Below are 16,481 nucleotides of genomic sequence, written 5' to 3' on the forward strand. Positions count from 1 at the left end.
CGGAAAGGGCGCGGATGGCTGCTCGGTCGCCGCGGGCGCCTACGGCATTGTATCTTCCCCCTCCGCCCTCCGCTGTTCCCTCGCCTGCCACCAGACCGCCGAATGCGGCGGCAGGAGGCCGCCGTCGAGGGGGACACTGCTGAGCACGGGCCGGTGCGGCAGCCCGAGGTCCACGGCTTCGCCGGTGAAGTTCACCGTGCAGACGAAGTCCCGGCCACGGCGGAAGCCCAGTACCCCCTCGGGTGCCTCCAGCCACGCGAATTCGCCGGTCACGCTACGGCGCAGCCGCAAAGCCTTGCGGTACAGGGAAAGCGTCGAGTCCTCTTCGGATTCCTGCGCTTCCACGGTCAGCTCGGACCACGACTCCGGCTGCGGGAGCCACGGGGCCGAAGTGGAGAAGCCGAACGGGGAAGCCTTGCCCGACCAGGGAATCGGCACGCGGCAGCCGTCCCGGCCTCGCTCGGTGTGGCCGGAGCGTTCCCACATCGGATCCGCCAGTACCTCCTCGGGAAGGTCGGTGACCTCCGGCAGGCTCAGCTCCTCGCCCTGGTAGAGGTACGCGGAACCGGGGAGCGCGAGGGTGAGCAGTGCGGCCGCCCGCGCCCGCCGCACACCGCCGAGCCGGGTCACGTGCCGGACGATGTCGTGATTGGACAGTACCCAGGTGGCGGGCGCGTCCACCTCGGCGACGGCGGCCAGCGACTCGTCGATCACCTGCCGGAACTGCCCGGCGTCCCAGCCCGCCTTCACGTAGTGGAAGTTGAATGCCTGGTGCAACTCGTCGGGGCGGAGATAGTGCGCGAGCCGCTCGGCGTTCGGTGCCCAGGCCTCCGCCACGGCCATGCGTTCGCCGGGATAGGAATCGAGGATCTTGCGCCAGGCGCGGTAGATCTCGTGCACCCCGTCCTGGTCGAAGTAGGGGAGCTCGGCCTGGCCCAGCAGTTCGATCTGCCGGGTGCGGCCGGTGTCGGGCAGGCCGTGGGCCTTGACCATCCCGTGCGCCACGTCGATGCGGATCCCGTCCACGCCGAGATCGAGCCAGAACCGCAGGATCTCTTCGAACTCCGCGCGGACCTCGACGTTGTCCCAGTTGAGGTCGGGCTGCGCCGGGTCGAACAGGTGGAGGTACCACTGGCCGTCGGCGACCCGCGTCCACGCGGGCCCGCCGAACACCGATTCCCAGTCGTTGGGCGGCTGATCCCCGTTCCCGTCCCGGAAAAGGTAGCGCTCGCGCGCCCCTGGTTCACCGGCGAGTGCTTCCTGGAACCACTGGTGCCGCGAGGAGGTGTGGTTGGGCACGAGATCGATGATCACGCGCAGCCCCCGCGCGTGCGCCTCGCCCAGCAGCGCCTTGAACTCCCCGATATCACCGAACATCGGGTCCACGTCCCGGTAGTCGGCCACGTCGTAACCGCCGTCGGCGAGGGGAGACGGGTAGAAGGGGGTGATCCACACGGCGTCCACGCCGAGCCCGGCGAGATAGCCGAGCCTGCTGCGGATGCCCGCGAGATCCCCGTTCCCGTCGCCGTTGCCGTCGGCGAAGCTGCGGATGTAGATCTGGTAGATGGCCGCCGTCCGCCACCATTCGCCGCGGCCGGGCTGGTGCCCGGATCGTGTCGTTGTCATCAACTTCCCTTCACACCGCCGGAGGTCAGTCCGGCCACGAGATGACGCTGGACGAGGAAGAACACCACCGCGGTGGGGACCATCACCAGTACCGAGCTCGCGGTGAGCAGTCCCCATTCCGCCCTGAAATCACTGACGAACGTGCTCATGCCCACCGGGAGGGTGAACTTGTCCTCGCCCTGCATGAGGATGCTCGCGAACGCGAACTCGCCCCAGGCGGTGACGAACGCGTAGAACACCGTCGCCGCGATGCCCGGTTTGGCCAGTGGCACGATCAACCGCCAGAACGTGCCGAACGGTGTCAGGCCGTCGATGCGGCCGGCTTCGTCGATGTCGGTGGGGATGCTGTCGAAGTACCCCTTGAGCATCCAGGCGCAGTAGGACACCGCCACCGTGCACTGGGCGAGGATGAGGCCGCCGTAGGTGTTGAGCAGGCCCAGCCCGGACATCACGTTGTACAGCGGCACGATCAGTACCGCCGCCGGAAACATCTGGACGATCAGGAACAGCCACATCAGCGGCCGCTGCCCGGGAAACCGCATCCGGGAGGCGGCATACCCGGCGGTGGCCGCGATGAACACGGAAAAGGCGGTGGTCCCGGCGGCCACGATCAGCGAGTTGGCGAACCAGGTGCCGAACTGGGTGTCGCCGAGGACCTGGCGGTAGTTCCCGAAGCCCAGCTGCCCCAGGGTCTGCGGGCGGGCCCAGGTGTCCCGGTCGGTCTTGAACGAGGTGAGCGCCACCCACGCGACCGGGAACACCGCGATCGCGCTGGCGAACACCAGTGTCGTGTGCAGGCCCGCCGAGGCGAGGCGGCTTCGGGCGTTCCGGCGCGCCCGGGGGGAGGAGGTGCGGATGCGGGCGTTCATCGGGTGGCCTCCTGTGCCCTGGCCAGCCAGCGTTTGTAGAACGAGGCGAACACGACCAGCATCGAGGCGATGATCATCCCGTAGGTCGCCGCCCCGGAGTAGTTGCGGATACCGCGGAACGCCTCGTAGTACGACTCGGTGACCAGGATGCTCGTGGAGTCGCCGGGACCGCCGCCGGTGAGCAGCGCGATGACCGGGAACTGGTTGAACGTCCAGATGACGCCGAGCAGGATCACCGTTCCGGTCACCGGGCGCAGCCCGGGCAGGGTGATCACGCGGAACCGCTGCCACGGGGTGGCACCGTCCACTTCGGCCGCTTCGTAGAGCTCCTTCGGAATGGTCTGCAGGCCCCCGAGGAGGGCGACCATCATGAACGGGACCCCCATCCAGACGTTCACCATGATCACCGAGAGCTTGGCGGGCAGCGGCTGCCCGAGCCAGTCGACACCGGGAAGGCCCACCCGCTGCAGCACCGCGTCGAGCAGCCCGCCCTGGTTGTTGAGGATGAGCCGCCAGGCGAAGGCCGCGACGAACGGCGGCACGGCCCACGGCAGGATCAGCAGCATCCGGTAGAGGGTGCGCAGCCGCATCGCGCGGTTGAGCAGCATGGCCAGGCCCAGCCCGATGCCGTAGTGCAGGACCACGCACGCGACGGTCCATTCGATCGTCCACAGCAGACGCGGGTAGAACGTGCCTTCCGTTCCGCTCAGCACGTCGAGGTAGTTGCGCAGTCCGACGAAGTCGTAGGTCGCGGGAATCGTGTTGACCCCGATCCTGCGCCCGCTGTTCAGCTCCGTGGCGTCGGTGAGCGACAGCACGATCCCGCGGGCCAGCGGGTAGAGCACCAGCACCCCGAGCACGATCACCACGGGCACCACCATCGCCCAGGCGTAACCGTACTTCCCGAACCAGCCCCAGTCCCGCCGCGCCTTCGGGGCGGGACCGGGGAGGGCCGCCCCGGGGGCCTCGGAGACCCCCGGGGCGGACTCGGCCGTCTTCTGACTCATGACTGGAATCCGGGAACCGCGCCCTTGGCCTTCTGCTGAGCCTGGGCGAGCGCGTCCTGAAGGGATGCCTGGTTGCCGAGGATCTTCTGGTAGTACGGGGTGAACATGTCGTAGAGGTCGCCGGCGCCGGGTGCGGCCGGACGCGGCTTCGAGCCGTCCAACGGCGCCTGGAACGCGGCGATCTGCTTGTTCCCCGCGACCTCGGGCATGGCGTACACCGACTTGCGGGTGGGCATCGTGTTGTTCTTCGAGGCGATGTAGGCCTGGCTCTCCGCGGAGGTCATGAACTGCACGAACAACTCCGAAGCGGCGATGTTCGGCGACCCGGCGTAGACCACGAGGTTGTGCCCCCCGACCGGGCCGCCCTGGCCCGCGGGCCCGGCGGGCACCGGCGCCACGCCGAGGTTGTCCGGGTTGGCGAAAGCGCTACCGGAAAGGTATTCCTTCACCGCCCACGGCCCGTTGAGCACCATGCCGATAGTGCCGCTCTTGAAGCCGTTGTTCATGTTGGTGTACTTGTTCGAGCTCGTGTCGGTCGCGCCGATCCCGGGCTGGGCAAGGGATTTGGCCGTGGTGATGGCGGCCGCCATCTTGTCGCTGTCCAGCGTGATCTTCTTCGCCTGCGTGTCCACCACGTCCCCGCCCTCGCCGTAAAGGAACGGGAGCAGGAAGTAGGAATCGGCGTTGACGAACACGCCGGTGGTCCCCGGCACCTTCTGTTCCAGTTGCTGGGCGGCGGTTTTCACCTCGTCCCAGGTCCTGGGCACGCTGGTGATCCCGGCCTTGGCGAAGAGGTCCTTGTTGTAGAGCAGCGCGAGCGTGTCGGTGACCTCGGGGACGCCGTAGGTCTTGCCCTGGTACTTCGCACTGGCATAGGGCACCGGCAGGAAGTCGCCGTCGTCGGCGAGCGCGGGGGTGCCGTCCAGGGGCTGCAGGTAGCCGAGGGCGGCGAAGGTCGGGGTCCAGCCGACATCCGCCCGCATCACGTCGGGGGCGCCGTTGCCCGCCTGCGCGGCGGTCTTGAACTTGTCGTCCGAGCCATCGAACGGGACGTTGACGTAGTTCACGTGGATCTTCGGGTACTTCTGCTCGAACTTCGCCACGAGATCCTTGAACGCGGGCGATTCGGTGGAGGCCGCCGAGGTGTCCCACCAGGTGATGGTGCCGGAGACCGAGTTCGGGTCGGTACCGGCGGAGTTCTGCGTGCCGCCGCCGCAGGCCGTGGCGGCCAGGGCGACGGAGGCCACCAGGGCACCGAGGGCACTTCGTCTGCTGATCATCGTGCTGCTCTCCTCGTCGAGAGGGGGATGACGCCGGTTCGGGTGATCAAGACCATAACGACGCCGCCCCGCCGTTGCAAGAACTTTCTGCAACTTTCAGGAGACTCTTGCAAGAGTTGGTACGGACCTCACCGGCCTCGAGCGCGGCCCGACAAGTGTCCACTGTGGAGAGCCCGCCGCCTCCGCGGAGGCGGCGGGCGCCGGCTCACGCCTTGCGGGCCGCTTCGAACGGCACCCGGTCGAACACGAACCGGCTTCGGACGATCTTGCCGTTGACGACGGTCAGGCATTCGGCGGCGGGCGCGCTCTTCACCGGTACCGTCTCCGTGTCGTACATGATCACGGCGGTGTCCTCGTCGCCGAACGCCGCGATCAGGCGGGAGCCGGTCAGGATCCGCACGAACGGCGCCATGAAGGCCCGGTACGCCTCGGCGCCTTCCAGCCGGCCCGCGGGCGCGTCGCAGACGATGCCCTCCGCGACGTAGGTCATCGCGCTGTCCAGGTCGTGTCCGGTCCACGCCTCGAAGTAGGCGAGGGCCGTCCGCAGTGCGGGTGTGTCGGTCATGGTCGTTTCCCTTCGCGAGTGCTTGCGCTACCTGTACGGACACCGTGGGCGTGGCGAACGGAACGGTGGCACCATGCGAAAGGTGGATCACCGCACACTGGGGCTGGCGCGAGCGGGCGACGAAGAGGCGTTTCGCGAGCTGATCGAGCCGTACCGGCATGAGCTGCAGGTGCACTGCTACCGGATGCTGGGCTCGTTGACCGACGCCGAAGACATGCTGCAGGAGACCCTGCTCGCCGCCTGGCGCGGGCTGAGCGGGTTCCAGGAGCGAGCTTCGCTGCGCACCTGGCTGTACCGCATCGCGACCAACCGCTGCCTCAACGCGCTGAGGGCGGCGGGCAGGCGCGCCGTCACCGAGCAGTCACCGCCGTTCGAACCGCCGGAACCGACCGGCCGAGACGAGATCACCTGGTTGCAGCCCTGTCCGGACACTCTGTTGGAAGCACTCCCCGACACCGCGCCAGGGCCCGAAGCCCGTTACCAGACCGTCGAGGCGATCGAACTGGCCTTCGTCGCCGGCTTGCAGCGCATGCCACCCCGCCAGGCCGCCACCCTCCTGCTCCGTGACGTACTGGGCTTCGGCACCGACGAAGTGGCAGGGATGCTCGGCACCAGTCCGACCGCGGTCAAGGGTGCGTTGCAGCGGGCCCGAGCCGCGCTCGGGCAGGAGCCGGGCAGGGCGCGGCCGGACGCCGCGCTGGAAAGGGAACTGGTCCGCCGCTTCGCCGAGGCCTTCGCCGCCGCCGACGTCGACCGGGTGGTCGAACTGCTCACCGACGACGCGTGGTTGTCCATGCCACCGGCACCGCACCATTACCAGGGGCCGGTCGCGATCGCGTCGTTCCTTCGCGCGGCCTTCGGCTTCCGCGGCGAGCGCCGCATGCACTTGCTGCCCACCCGCGCCAACACCCAGCCCGCCCTGGCCACCTATCTCGCCGAGCGCGGTGCGCGAGTGGCCACCCCGGCGGGGATCATCGTGCTGGCGGCCCGGACTGATCGGATCAAGGCGGTCGTTCGGTTCCACGCCGAGGGCCTCTACCGGAGGTTCGAGCTTCCGGAGGCGCTGGCGGAGCCGGGCTGAGGCGGCGGTGGTGGGGAACTCCGTTCACGCGGTGCCGGTGCGGGCGGCAGTGAGGACCACGGTGGCGTAGGGCATCGTGAAGCGGCCTCCCAGCTTGTCGATCGCGGCGCCGACGCCCTCCAGGACCGCTGCCTGCTTTTCCGCCGGGAGATGGGTGAGCAGGCCCTGGGTGGGCATCTGGTCCAGCCATTCGTCCCGCGTGTACGAGCGTTCCCAGTCGAATCGCCACTGCTCCGGATCGCCGAACCCGCCCGCCTGCCGGATCCCGTCCGCGGGCTTGGTGAGCATCCGCTGGTAGACGTCCATCCCTTGGCGGTCGCCTCGGAGGTCGAACGGCGCGTCGGGTACCAGTCGCCGGTACACCGCGGCGAGGGCTTCCGCCACTTCGGGCGGAAGCTGGAACACGTGCCAGAACAGCGTCAGCCGTCCGCCGGGGCGCAGCACCTGCGCCGCCTTCGCCGCCCCCGCGAACGGGTCCACCCAGTGCCAGGCCGTCCCGGCGACGACGCCGTCGAACAGCCTGCCTGCCGGGTCCCAGGCCTCGAAGGTGGCCACCTCGACCGCGATCCCGCTCCGCCGCGCGAAGCCGGCCATGCGCTCGTCGGGTTCGACACCCAGCACGCGGCAGCCTGCCGCGCGGAACTGGCGGGCTTCGATGCCGGTGCCGCACCCCACGTCGAGGAGGTCGGGGCCCGGAGTGGCGGCGATGACGGCCTCCACCATGGCATCGGGATAGGGGGGCCTCGTGCGGTCGTAGCGCTCGGGGTCCACGCCGAACGATTCCGCCATCCGCCGGTGCCGATGCGGCTCGGAGTCGGTCGGGTGCGGTGGTTCATCCGGTAAAGTGGGCATGTGCCCACATTAGTGGGCACATGCCCACTATGGCAATCCGGGCCCTGCCCGGTGTGCGAGGGAGGACCACAGGTGCCGACTGGTGTCCACATCCGGGATGTGCGCGAGCAGCTGTTCGCCGCCGCCGAGCGTGTCCTGCTCCGGCAGGGACCGAACGCACTGACCAGCCGGGCGGTCACCACCGAGGCGGGTTGCGCCAAGGGGGTCCTGCATCGGCACTTTCCCGATTTCGACGCGTTTCTCGCCGAACTCGTGCTCGACCGCATCCGCCGCATCGACGAGCAGGCCGCCACCCTGCGCGCCTCCGCCGGAACCGGCACCGTCGCGGGCAATCTCACCGAGGCGCTGGCCGCGGTGTTCGACTCGGTCGCCGTGTCGATCGTCCCCCTGGTGACCTTCCGGGACGAACTGCGCGCCCGGATCCGCGAAGCCAGGCCCGGCGGCGGTGTTCCGGTCCTGGGGGACGCCGCGGCCATGGTCGCCGGCTACCTCGCCGCCGAACGGGACCTCGGCCGCATCGCGGCGACGACGGACATCGGCACCCTCGCGCCCACCCTGATCGGGGCCGGACACCTGCTGTTCGCCGATCGCGACACCCCGCCCCCGGACATCGACGCCGTGCGGAAGGTCGTGACCACCGTGATCGCCGACGCCTGATTGCGGTAGGCGCCGGCCGGGTCCGCCGAAGACCCGGCCGGCGACCAGCACGCTAAGACCACGAATCGAGAAGCTCCCGCAGCCCTTTCTTCGTGCCCGGGTCCGGTTCCCGGTGGTGTGCTTCACGAACGCGCGCCCGCATTGCCGGGGGGACGCTTTCCGGAGGCCAGGCCGCCAGGGTTCGCGCGGCCGTGTTCCGGTTGCGGGTCAAGCGGTTCGCCAGCGCCACCCCGAGCAGCGGCCCGCCGTGCCCCGGATGCTCGGCCAGGTGGTTCACCAGGAGGCCGAGCACCCGGTCGAAGGCGCGGTCGCGGCCGAAGCCCGGGTCCGTCGCCGGTCCGGTGACCAGCTCGGGCAGCGGTAACAGTTCCTGGGCGAACGCCACGACCTCGGCGATCTCAGGGGCCGGGTGCTCGTCGAGCAGGCACTGCCACAGGTAGCCGTCGTCGGGATGGGCGTGCAGCCTCCCCCGGAGGTGCTCGCCCACCGCGATGCCCAGTTGCCGGGCGGGCCAGAGGGCGTTCCGGAAGGCAGGTAGATCACCTCCGGTCAGTGCACTGGCCACGGTGGCGCGCCACCCGGGCTCCTTCGCCACGGCGAGGCAGGTCTCCCGCAGACCCGACCGGGTCCGCTCGTCCCAGTCCAGGCTCGCCGCGATCTTCGTGTCGAGGAACTTCGCGAGCCGGAGGAGGACGATGACGCGGCCCAGACGCGGCGGCCGGGTGCGCACGAGTTCCACGTAACGGCACAGGGCCGGGAGACCGTCCGGGTAGTCCTCGATGTTCTTCGCGGGTCCCGCGGGCCCGGCCAGGGTTTCGAGGATGTCACCCGCGCCGTCGAGCAGGGCGTCGTCGACCTCCTCGTCGAGCAGGGCCGGATAGAGCCCGCCGGTGGTGGCCGCGAGGTGCGCCAGGTACTCGGCGGTGATGCCGTTGCGGAACCCTTCGCGCAGCAGCCAGTTCCTGATCTCCGGATCGCCGGTGCCCGCCAGCCGTTCCACGGCGTGGATGCGGCCCCAGCCGTCGACCCGCCGGGCCAGCTCGAACACGGCACGCGGTGGCTCCGGCTGGGATCTCAGCAACGCCACCACGGCGTAGAGGCTGAGATCCTCCAGAGTGCCCAGCGCCAGCAGGAGTTCACGGTCCTGCTCGTCGCCGGACAGGCCCAGCAGGACCATCCCCGTGGCCACCGCGTTGCGGCGGGTGCCGTGTCCGGTGAGCCGGAGCGCGATCTCGCGCAACCGGTCGGTGGGCAGGCTTCGCCGTCGCAGTTCCGCGGTGAGGGGATCGGCGATGGTGAGCGTGTCGACGGCGGCGAGCCTGTCGTGCAGGGCGGCCAGATCGGTTGCGGTGGGCGGGGAGCCGACGAGGCGCTGGAGCGCCTCGGCCGTCTCGGCCGCACCCGCCTCGTCCGGGCGGAAACCGAAATGGTGAGTTCGCACCCCGTCTTCGACGGCACCCGACATGACGCGAACCTCGTCCGGGTCCTCGTCGGGCAGGGGATAGCCGCCATGCGGCCAGGGACCGGGGCCATGGAGCGCGGCCAAGGCCAGCGCGTGGGAAAGAAACGTCGGTTGCGCGTCGACCGCTGCCTCCGGCAGCCGCCACGCCTGGCGCCTCATCGGCGCGGGCTGAAGGAGCCCTTCCTGTCGATCATGCGGCTCATCATGCCCGATCCCTCCGGGCCCGGGCAACCGGGTTCGCCGGTGCCCGCCTCAGCCGATTTCGTAGTCGAACCAGATCCGGTGCGTGCCGTCGGAGTCGACCGCCAGCCCGCCCGAACCGGAGATCCCCGCCAGTTCCCCGGTGCCGCTGGCGGGCACGATGGTGAAGAACTCGGCCGTGCGGTCGGTGCCCGAGGTGGTCGCCGAATGGGCGAAGTTGAACGCGCCGGTGCGGCCGTTCAGCGACCCCTCGAAGGATTCCATGGCGACGTAGGTGCCGACCCCCTTCGCCTGGTCGAACGCCGCGGTGAACAGCGTCGCCGAACGGCCCGAGGCCGCGCCCTCGAAGTGTTTTTCCATCGTGGCGACCCCGACGGGGAGGCCGGTGGCCACCGCTGGGTCGGGCACCACTTCGGTCGGGACGAAGGATTTCACGGTGAACGTGGCTTCTGCTCTCATGCCGCCGGAAGCTAGCAGGCGGGTACGACAGAACCCGGCATCCCACGCCCAGCCGCCGGAACGTGGCGGGGCGTGGGCGTGCCGTGAAGGGTCCCTTCACAGCAAATACGACCAGGGGCCCGGCAAAGTCTGGTCGGGACCCTTCACGGCACCGCCCACGTCCAGACCGAGGGTGGGAGGGTGCCGGTCAGAAGCCGAAGGGGTGCGGGGCGCCTGCCCGCACGTAGGCGGGAATCCGGTTCGGCGGTGTGTCGGCCGTGATGGCCTGTCCACCGTGGTGGGTGTCGCCGGTCCACGCGTCGGTCCAGTCCGTGCCGTGCGGCAGATACACGGTGCGGCTCATCGAACCGGGGGAGAGCACGGGGGCGACCAGCAGGTCCGGGCCGAGCAGGAACTCGTCGTCGGTCTCCCAGGCGCGCTCGTCGCCGGGGAAACCGAGGAACAGCGGGCGCATCGGCGGGATGCCCTGCTCGTGCGCCACCCGCATCTGCGCCAGCAGGTACGGTCGCAGCCGCTCGCGCAGCCGCAGGCTTTCCTCGATCAGTCCCAGCGCCTCCTCCCCGTAGGACCAGACCTCGTTCGGCCCGCCTTCCATGTCCGGCCCGAACTCCGTGCGCGGATCCCGGTGCCCGTGCAGCCGGAACAGCGGGCAGAACACCCCGTACTGGAACCAGCGCACCATCAGCTCGCGGTAGGCGGGCGAATCCGGGTCGCCCCCGTGGAAACCGCCGATGTCGGTGGTCCACCAGGGAATCCCGGACACCGCGACGTTGAGCCCGGCCCGCACCTGGGCGCGCAGCGAATCCCAGGTCGCCGCGATGTCACCGGACCACAGTGCCGCGCCGTAGCGCTGGCTGCCCGCCCACGCCGACCGGCACAGCAGCACGACCTCGTCGTCGCCCTCGGCGCGGATGCCCTCGTGGAAGGCGCGGGCGTGCTCCCTCGGGTAGAGGTTGGCGACCTCGGCCCCGGCCCCGGTGTGGAAACGCAGGTTCTGCGGATGTCCCGGCTGGATCTCCGGCTCGGACGCGTCGAGCCACCAGACCCGCACGCCCTTGTCGTAGTAGTTCCGCTTCACCTTGTCCCAGACGAACTTCCGGGCGGCGGGATTCGTCGGGTCGTAGAAGGCGACCGGCAGCCGCGTGCCGAATCCCTTGTCCTTCCAGGGTGCGTGGAACGGCATGCCCTGCTCGGTGGCGATGAGCAGGCCGTCGTCGAGCATGGTCTCGTAGTTTTCCGAAAGCGGGCTTACCGACGGCCAGATCGACACCATCAGCCGAATGCCCAGTTCGTCCAGCTCGCGGATCATCGCCTCCGGATCGGGCCAGTCCGCCGGATCGAACCGCCAGTCGCCCAGATGCGTCCAGTGGAAGAAATCCGTGACGATCACCGATATCGGCAGCCCGCGGCGCTTGTGCTCGCGGGCGACCGCCAGCAGTTCCTCCTGCGTGCGGTACCGCAGTTTCGACTGCCAGAACCCGGCGGCCCACTCCGGCAGCATCGGCGTGTGTCCCGTGGCGTCGGCGTAGTTCGCCAGAATCCCGGACGGTTCGGAAGCGGTGGTCACCCAGTAGTCGAGCTGGCGGGCGCTGTCGGCGACCCACCGGGTGCCGTTCTCGGCCAGTTCCACCCGTCCCACGGATGGCATGTTCCACAGGAACCCGTAGCCCCGGTTCGACAGCAGGAACGGGATGGAGACCTCGGCGTTGCGCTGCACGAGGTCCAGCACCATGCCCTTCTGGTCGAGCCTGCCGTGCGTGTGCTGGCCGAGACCGTAGATCCGCTCCCCGGGATGGGCGGCGAAGCGCTGCTCCAGCCGCGCGTAGCCGTTACCGTCCGAAGTGTACAGACGTGCGCCCGGCCACCAGAAGTGCGCGCGCTGCTCGGCGAGCAGCTCTTCCCCGGTGCCGCTGCGGACGAAACGCACCAGGGCGCTGTCACCGGTGTCGGACGGCGCGATCTCCACGATCGCGGTGAGCGCGCCGTTGACGATCGTGCCGGTCCGGTCCTCGGCGGTGACCGTGACCGCCACCGGTTTCGGCGGTACGAGCGCGCCGGGCACGTCGTCGAGGATGGTGTGCTGCCCGGCGCGCACGCGCAGGCTGTCCGGGCCCCAGGGCTCCACACGCAGCACCTCGTGCTGCACCCGGACCTCGAGCACGCGGCCGTCCTCACGAATGGTGATCACACCGACTCCTTGTCTTTTCAGTCTTTCACCGCACCGGCGGTCAGGCCGGCGACGACGTAGCGCTGGGCGATCACGAGCAGGATCGCGGCGGGAACGGAGGCGAGCACGGCGGTGGCCATGATGCTGTTCCAGTTGATCGAGTTGTTGCCGACGAAGCGGTAGATCCCGACGGTGACCGGCTGGAAGACCCCTCCGGTGGTCAGGGTGACCGCGAACAGGAAGTCCGCCCAGGCGAACAGGAACGAGAACAGCCCGGCGGTCACCATCGCGTTGCGGCTCACCGGGACGATGACGGAGACGAAGGTCCGCCAGTAGCCCGCGCCGTCCACCCGCGCCGCTTCGGAAAGCTCCTTCGGGATCGAGATCAGGAACGCGCGCAGCACCAGGATCGCGAACGGGATCGTGGCCGTGGAATCGGCCAGCACGAGCCCGAGGTAGCTGTCGATCAGGCCCAGGTTGGAAAACACGGTGTACAGCGAGTTCGCCATCACGATCCCGGGGATCATCTGCACGATCAGCAGCAGGAAGATCACCGCCGGGCCGCCCCGCATCCTCAGCTGGGCCAGTGCGTACGCGGCGGGCATCGCCACCGCCAGTGAGACGAGCACCGTGCCGAGCGCGACGATCAGGCTCGACACCAGATGCGGGCCCTGGTTGGCGAGCGCCTCCCGGTAACCGGCCGTCGTGCCGCCGAAGGGCAGCAATGCCGGTTCCGGGCTGAGCAGTGCTCCACTCGGCTGGAACGAGGCGTTCACCATCCAGTACAGCGGGAAGAGCAGCACGAGCACGATCACCACGCCCGCCGCGGTGCGTCCGTAGGTCCTCATGCGACTCCTCCGGCGGTCATGACGCGGTCTCCGACAGGCCGGCCCTGGCCGAGCGGAGGTAGATCAGGCCGAACACGGTGGCCACCAGGATCAGGATGTTGCCCACCGCGGCGCCCTGCCCGAACGCGAAGCTGTTGAACGACAGGCTGTAGGACCAGGTGGTCAGCGTCTGCGTGGCGTTGGCCGGCCCGCCGCCGGTGACCACCATGATCACGTCGAACACCTTAATGGTGTAGACCAATCCGAGCATCAGGACCACGCCGGTGACCGGCCGCAGCATCGGCCAGGTGAGGTACCGGAACCGCTGCCAGGCGGTGGCGCCGTCGAGTTCGGCGGCTTCGTAGAGCACGGCCGGGATCGCGCGCAGCCCGCCGTGCAGGATCACCAGGTTGAACGGCACCCCGATCCAGATGTTGGTGAGGATCACCGCGGGCAGCGCCCAGCCGGTGCTGGTCAGCCACGGCACCGGGGCCAGATGCAGCGCCCGGAGCGCGGCGTTGAGGATCCCGTGGTCCTGGTCGAACATCCAGCGCCATACCGCGCCACTGACCACCAGTGGCAGTAGCCACGGCAGCAGCAGCAACGCCCGCAGGGTGCCGCTTCCCGGGAACCGGCCGTTGAAGAACACCGCGAGCGCGAGCCCGATGGTGAACTGGAAGAAGATCGAGCCGATCGTGAACAGCAGCGTGTTCAGCACGGCCGTGCCGAACAGCGGATTGTGCAGCACGGCCGAGTAGTTGCCGAAGCCGGTGAACGGCGCTTCCCCGGTGTAGAAGGACTTCACGGTGAAGTCGCGGAAGCTCATCGACAGGTTGTTCAGCAGCGGGTAGCCGAAGAACACCACCAGGTAGACCAGGACGGGCAGCAGGAAGCCCGCCGCCGCCCAGCCCTGGCCGGAGCGGCGGCGGGTGCGGGACCGGGCGTTCGCCACGGTCCCGCTGGTCGCGGTGAGCGTCATGCCCCGGCCTTCGCCGCCTGCTGCAACGCCTGCGCCGGGGTCTGGCTCCCGGTCAGCGCCGACTGGATGGCCGCGCCGAGCGCGGTGGACAGCGGCTGGTACTTCTCGCCGAGGTCGGCGGTGCGGGACTTCGCCGTCGCCACTTCGTCGATGAACGGCTGCATCTCCGGGTACTGCTGCCCGTACCTTGTGGCGACGGCCGTCTTGGCCGGCACCAGGGAGTGCGCGGTGTCCCAGGTCAGCATGTTCTGCTCGGACAGCAGGCAGGACAGCACCTTGCCCGCGGCCTGCTGGGCGGCGGAGTTGGTCACCGGGACGGCGGCGACCTCACCGCCCAGCGCCACGGACGGCTTGCCGCCCGCCTGCGGGACCGGGATGGGCACGATGCCGTAGTGCAGCGACTTCTCGGCGTCCAGCTTGTTCAGGTTCCAGGACCCGTTGACCATCATCGCCGCGTTGCCCGAGACGAACTGGTTGGTGACGTCGTCCTGCTTCCAGTTCAGCACCGACTTCGAGGCCGAGCCGCTGCCGAGGAGGTCGGTCACGTACTGCAGCGCCGCCACGCCCTGCGGCGAGTCCACATGCGACAGGTCGCCGCCGTTGCTCCAGAAGAAGGGCAGGAACTGCCAGGTGCCCTCCTCGGACGGGATGGCGGAGAACGCCAGGCCGTACTTGCCGTCTTTGGTGAGCTTCGCGGCCGCGGCCTTCAGCTCGTCCCATGTGGACGGCGGCTGGACTCCGGCGGCGGCGAGGGCGTCCTTGTTGTAGAACAGGGCGAGCCCGTTCACCCCGGGGGCGAGGCCGTAGACCTTCCCCTGGTACGTACCCGCCTTGAGGATGCTGTCGTAGTAGCCGTCGGTGGAGATGCCGTAGTCGGTGAGCGGGGTGAGCGCACCGGTCGCCGCCACCTGCTGGATGGTCGGGTTGTCGGTCATCAGCAGGTTCGGCAGGGTGTGCGAACCGGCCGCCTGCAGCACCTTGGGCAGCAACTGGTCGGTGGGCACGGACTGCCGCTCGATCTTGACGCCGGTCTGCTGGGCGCAGTCGTCCAGGTTCTTCTGCCAGGCGGCCGAGCCCTCGGCGTCGGTGTAGTAGTCGAGCTCGGTGATGGAGGTGGCCGAGCCGCCCGAGGCCGAGTTGGACGGGCCGGGGGTGCACGCGGCCGCGAAGAGCGCGGCCGAGAGCAGGACGGGGACACACCACTTCGCTGTGGGCATGATTCTCCTTGTGTTTCGGCGGGTTCGGGGGGGAGGGTCAGCGTGCCGCCGCGGTGCTCGCCCTCGGGGTCAGCCGTGGTGAGAGCAACCGGGTTTCGGGGGTGGTTTCTCCGGCCAGTTGCCGGATGGTCATTTCGACGGCCAGTGCGCCGATTTCGTCCGTCGGGATGCTGACGGTGGTCAGCGGCAGGGCGTGGTTTTCGGCCATGGAATCCGGGCAGATCGCCACGACCGAGACGTCTTCCGGCACGCGCTTGCCGCGATGCCGCAGGTCGGACAGCACCGGCCCGAGCACCGCCTCGTTCTGCACGACCAGCCCGGTGAGCCCGGGATCGGCCTCGAACAACTCGGCCAGGCAGGCCTGGGCGGCTTCGTAGGAATGCCCGCACGGGCGTGCCCAGTGGCGCACTCCGTGCGCGTCGGCCGTCTCGGTGAACCCACGCCGGAACCGGTCGGCGAAGCTCGTGCCGCGTTCGTAGACCGCGGGGGAGGGGCCGACCAGTCCGACGGAGCGGTGGCCCTGGTCCGCCAGGTGCCGCACGGCGGCCGCGCCCGCCGCGGCGAAGTCGAGGTCGACGCAGCTCAGGCCGGTGGCGTGGCCGGGCACGCCGATCAGCACGGCGGGCCGGTCCAGGGCGAGCAGCATCGGCACCCGGGGGTCGGCCGATTCGACGTCCATCACGATCAGTGCGTCGGCGATCGCGGAGCCCGCGACGCGCTTGAGGCCGCCGGGCCCCTCGTCCTTGGTCACCAGGAGCACGTCGTGGTCGTGCCGGCGTGCCTCGGTGGTGACCGCCGCGACGAACTCCATCACCACCGGCACGTTGAGGTCGGTGCGCAGCGGGATGACCAGTGCGAGGACGTTGGTCTTGCTGCTGGCCAGCGCGCGGGCGCCGGCGTTCGGGTGGTAGCCGAGCCTGCGGATGCTCTGCTCGACCTGGCGCCGCGTTTCCGCCGAAATGGAGCGCTTTCCGGACAACACGTACGAAACCGTGCTGGGGGAGACTCCGGCCGCGCGGGCTACGTCGATGATCGTCACCACGGCGGCCTCGTCCCGGGATGCGGCCACGTCATCGTGAACGGCCTCCTCGCTGTCGAAGCGTATCGATTGTCGACGAACGGTAGACGACGAAACAACCGAAGACAAGGCCGGAAACGAAGGGTCGGGAATTCGCTTTCCGGGCCTCGATCGTCGAATTCGTCGAACGCCCAGGTCGCGGCTTTCGGCGGTC

General features: G+C 69.5%; 15 protein-coding genes. 2 read left to right on the top strand and 13 right to left on the bottom strand.

Going from position 1 to position 16,481, the window contains the following annotated elements; translation table 11 throughout:
• Positions 1–39 precede the first annotated feature (39 nt).
• From ORV05_RS10560 to ORV05_RS10580, 5 genes are all read right to left on the bottom strand, one after another.
• Positions 40–1,626: a glycoside hydrolase family 13 protein gene (locus tag ORV05_RS10560; protein WP_268758276.1), complete on the bottom strand. Its 1,587-nt coding sequence runs from the start codon at positions 1,624–1,626 to the stop codon at positions 40–42.
• Complete coding sequence (locus ORV05_RS10565) at positions 1,626–2,495, bottom strand: sugar ABC transporter permease (RefSeq protein WP_268758277.1); 870 nt, start codon at positions 2,493–2,495, stop codon at positions 1,626–1,628. Before ORV05_RS10565 ends, ORV05_RS10560 begins: the two co-directional genes overlap by 1 nt.
• Positions 2,492–3,502, bottom strand: coding sequence for a carbohydrate ABC transporter permease (locus ORV05_RS10570; RefSeq protein WP_407652740.1), 1,011 nt, complete (start codon positions 3,500–3,502; stop codon positions 2,492–2,494). The genes ORV05_RS10565 and ORV05_RS10570 overlap by 4 nt, the downstream gene beginning before the upstream one ends.
• Positions 3,499–4,782: an extracellular solute-binding protein gene (locus ORV05_RS10575; RefSeq protein WP_456062017.1), complete on the bottom strand. Its 1,284-nt coding sequence runs from the start codon at positions 4,780–4,782 to the stop codon at positions 3,499–3,501. Before ORV05_RS10575 ends, ORV05_RS10570 begins: the two co-directional genes overlap by 4 nt.
• A gap of 205 nt (positions 4,783–4,987) precedes the next feature.
• Positions 4,988–5,347 carry a nuclear transport factor 2 family protein gene (locus ORV05_RS10580; RefSeq protein WP_268758278.1) on the bottom strand — a complete coding sequence of 120 codons (360 nt, stop codon included), beginning with the start codon at positions 5,345–5,347 and terminating at the stop codon, positions 4,988–4,990.
• 73 nt (positions 5,348–5,420) lie between these two features.
• Here ORV05_RS10580 and ORV05_RS10585 point away from each other — a divergent pair, with 73 nt between their 5' ends.
• Positions 5,421–6,428, top strand: a complete 1,008-nt coding sequence (locus ORV05_RS10585) for an RNA polymerase subunit sigma-70 (RefSeq protein ID WP_268758279.1) — start codon at positions 5,421–5,423, stop codon at positions 6,426–6,428.
• Positions 6,429–6,452: 24 nt separating this feature from the next.
• Here the strand turns inward: ORV05_RS10585 and ORV05_RS10590 are convergent, their stop codons facing one another.
• Positions 6,453–7,217, bottom strand: coding sequence for a class I SAM-dependent methyltransferase (locus ORV05_RS10590; protein ID WP_268759754.1), 765 nt, complete (start codon positions 7,215–7,217; stop codon positions 6,453–6,455).
• A 135-nt stretch (positions 7,218–7,352) separates the two neighbouring features.
• On the opposite strand from ORV05_RS10590, the gene ORV05_RS10595 reads away from it, so the two are divergent.
• The gene (locus ORV05_RS10595) at positions 7,353–7,937 is read left to right on the top strand and encodes a TetR/AcrR family transcriptional regulator (protein ID WP_268758280.1); all 585 of its coding nucleotides are present in this window, start codon (positions 7,353–7,355) and stop codon (positions 7,935–7,937) included.
• A 52-nt stretch (positions 7,938–7,989) separates the two neighbouring features.
• Here the strand turns inward: ORV05_RS10595 and ORV05_RS10600 are convergent, their stop codons facing one another.
• From ORV05_RS10600 to ORV05_RS10630, 7 genes are all read right to left on the bottom strand, one after another.
• Complete coding sequence (locus tag ORV05_RS10600) at positions 7,990–9,558, bottom strand: hypothetical protein (protein WP_268758281.1); 1,569 nt, start codon at positions 9,556–9,558, stop codon at positions 7,990–7,992.
• 93 nt (positions 9,559–9,651) lie between these two features.
• On the bottom strand, positions 9,652–10,059 hold the full coding sequence (locus ORV05_RS10605; protein WP_268758282.1) for a DUF3224 domain-containing protein: 408 nt from the start codon (positions 10,057–10,059) through the stop codon (positions 9,652–9,654).
• Between the two features lie 187 nt (positions 10,060–10,246).
• Positions 10,247–12,247, bottom strand: coding sequence for a glycoside hydrolase family 31 protein (locus ORV05_RS10610; protein WP_268758283.1), 2,001 nt, complete (start codon positions 12,245–12,247; stop codon positions 10,247–10,249).
• A gap of 17 nt (positions 12,248–12,264) precedes the next feature.
• A complete protein-coding gene (locus ORV05_RS10615) occupies positions 12,265–13,074 on the bottom strand; it encodes a carbohydrate ABC transporter permease (protein WP_268758284.1) in 810 nt (269 codons plus the stop codon).
• Between the two features lie 16 nt (positions 13,075–13,090).
• Positions 13,091–14,032: a carbohydrate ABC transporter permease gene (locus ORV05_RS10620; RefSeq protein WP_268758285.1), complete on the bottom strand. Its 942-nt coding sequence runs from the start codon at positions 14,030–14,032 to the stop codon at positions 13,091–13,093.
• Positions 14,029–15,249 carry an ABC transporter substrate-binding protein gene (locus ORV05_RS10625; protein WP_268758286.1) on the bottom strand — a complete coding sequence of 407 codons (1,221 nt, stop codon included), beginning with the start codon at positions 15,247–15,249 and terminating at the stop codon, positions 14,029–14,031. Before ORV05_RS10625 ends, ORV05_RS10620 begins: the two co-directional genes overlap by 4 nt.
• Positions 15,250–15,286: 37 nt before the next feature.
• The gene (locus ORV05_RS10630) at positions 15,287–16,291 is read right to left on the bottom strand and encodes a LacI family DNA-binding transcriptional regulator (RefSeq protein WP_268759755.1); all 1,005 of its coding nucleotides are present in this window, start codon (positions 16,289–16,291) and stop codon (positions 15,287–15,289) included.
• Positions 16,292–16,481 lie beyond the last annotated feature (190 nt).

It is taken from the genome of Amycolatopsis cynarae (genome assembly GCF_026802195.1).
GTDB classification, from domain to species: Bacteria; Actinomycetota; Actinomycetes; order Mycobacteriales; family Pseudonocardiaceae; genus Amycolatopsis_E; species Amycolatopsis_E rhizosphaerae.

Excerpts from the sequence above, each read along its gene's own strand:
- ORV05_RS10560 (WP_268758276.1), bottom strand. The coding sequence starts at position 1,626 with ATGACAACGACACGATCCGGGCACCAGCCCGGCCGCGGCGAATGGTGG.
- ORV05_RS10565 (WP_268758277.1), bottom strand. The coding sequence starts at position 2,495 with ATGAACGCCCGCATCCGCACCTCCTCCCCCCGGGCGCGCCGGAACGCC.
- ORV05_RS10570 (WP_407652740.1), bottom strand. The coding sequence starts at position 3,502 with ATGAGTCAGAAGACGGCCGAGTCCGCCCCGGGGGTCTCCGAGGCCCCC.
- ORV05_RS10575 (WP_456062017.1), bottom strand. The coding sequence starts at position 4,782 with ATGATCAGCAGACGAAGTGCCCTCGGTGCCCTGGTGGCCTCCGTCGCC.
- ORV05_RS10580 (WP_268758278.1), bottom strand. The coding sequence starts at position 5,347 with ATGACCGACACACCCGCACTGCGGACGGCCCTCGCCTACTTCGAGGCG.
- ORV05_RS10585 (WP_268758279.1), top strand. The coding sequence starts at position 5,421 with ATGCGAAAGGTGGATCACCGCACACTGGGGCTGGCGCGAGCGGGCGAC.
- ORV05_RS10590 (WP_268759754.1), bottom strand. The coding sequence starts at position 7,217 with ATGGCGGAATCGTTCGGCGTGGACCCCGAGCGCTACGACCGCACGAGG.
- ORV05_RS10600 (WP_268758281.1), bottom strand. The coding sequence starts at position 9,558 with ATGAGGCGCCAGGCGTGGCGGCTGCCGGAGGCAGCGGTCGACGCGCAA.
- ORV05_RS10605 (WP_268758282.1), bottom strand. The coding sequence starts at position 10,059 with ATGAGAGCAGAAGCCACGTTCACCGTGAAATCCTTCGTCCCGACCGAA.
- ORV05_RS10615 (WP_268758284.1), bottom strand. The coding sequence starts at position 13,074 with ATGAGGACCTACGGACGCACCGCGGCGGGCGTGGTGATCGTGCTCGTG.
- ORV05_RS10620 (WP_268758285.1), bottom strand. The coding sequence starts at position 14,032 with ATGACGCTCACCGCGACCAGCGGGACCGTGGCGAACGCCCGGTCCCGC.
- ORV05_RS10625 (WP_268758286.1), bottom strand. The coding sequence starts at position 15,249 with ATGCCCACAGCGAAGTGGTGTGTCCCCGTCCTGCTCTCGGCCGCGCTC.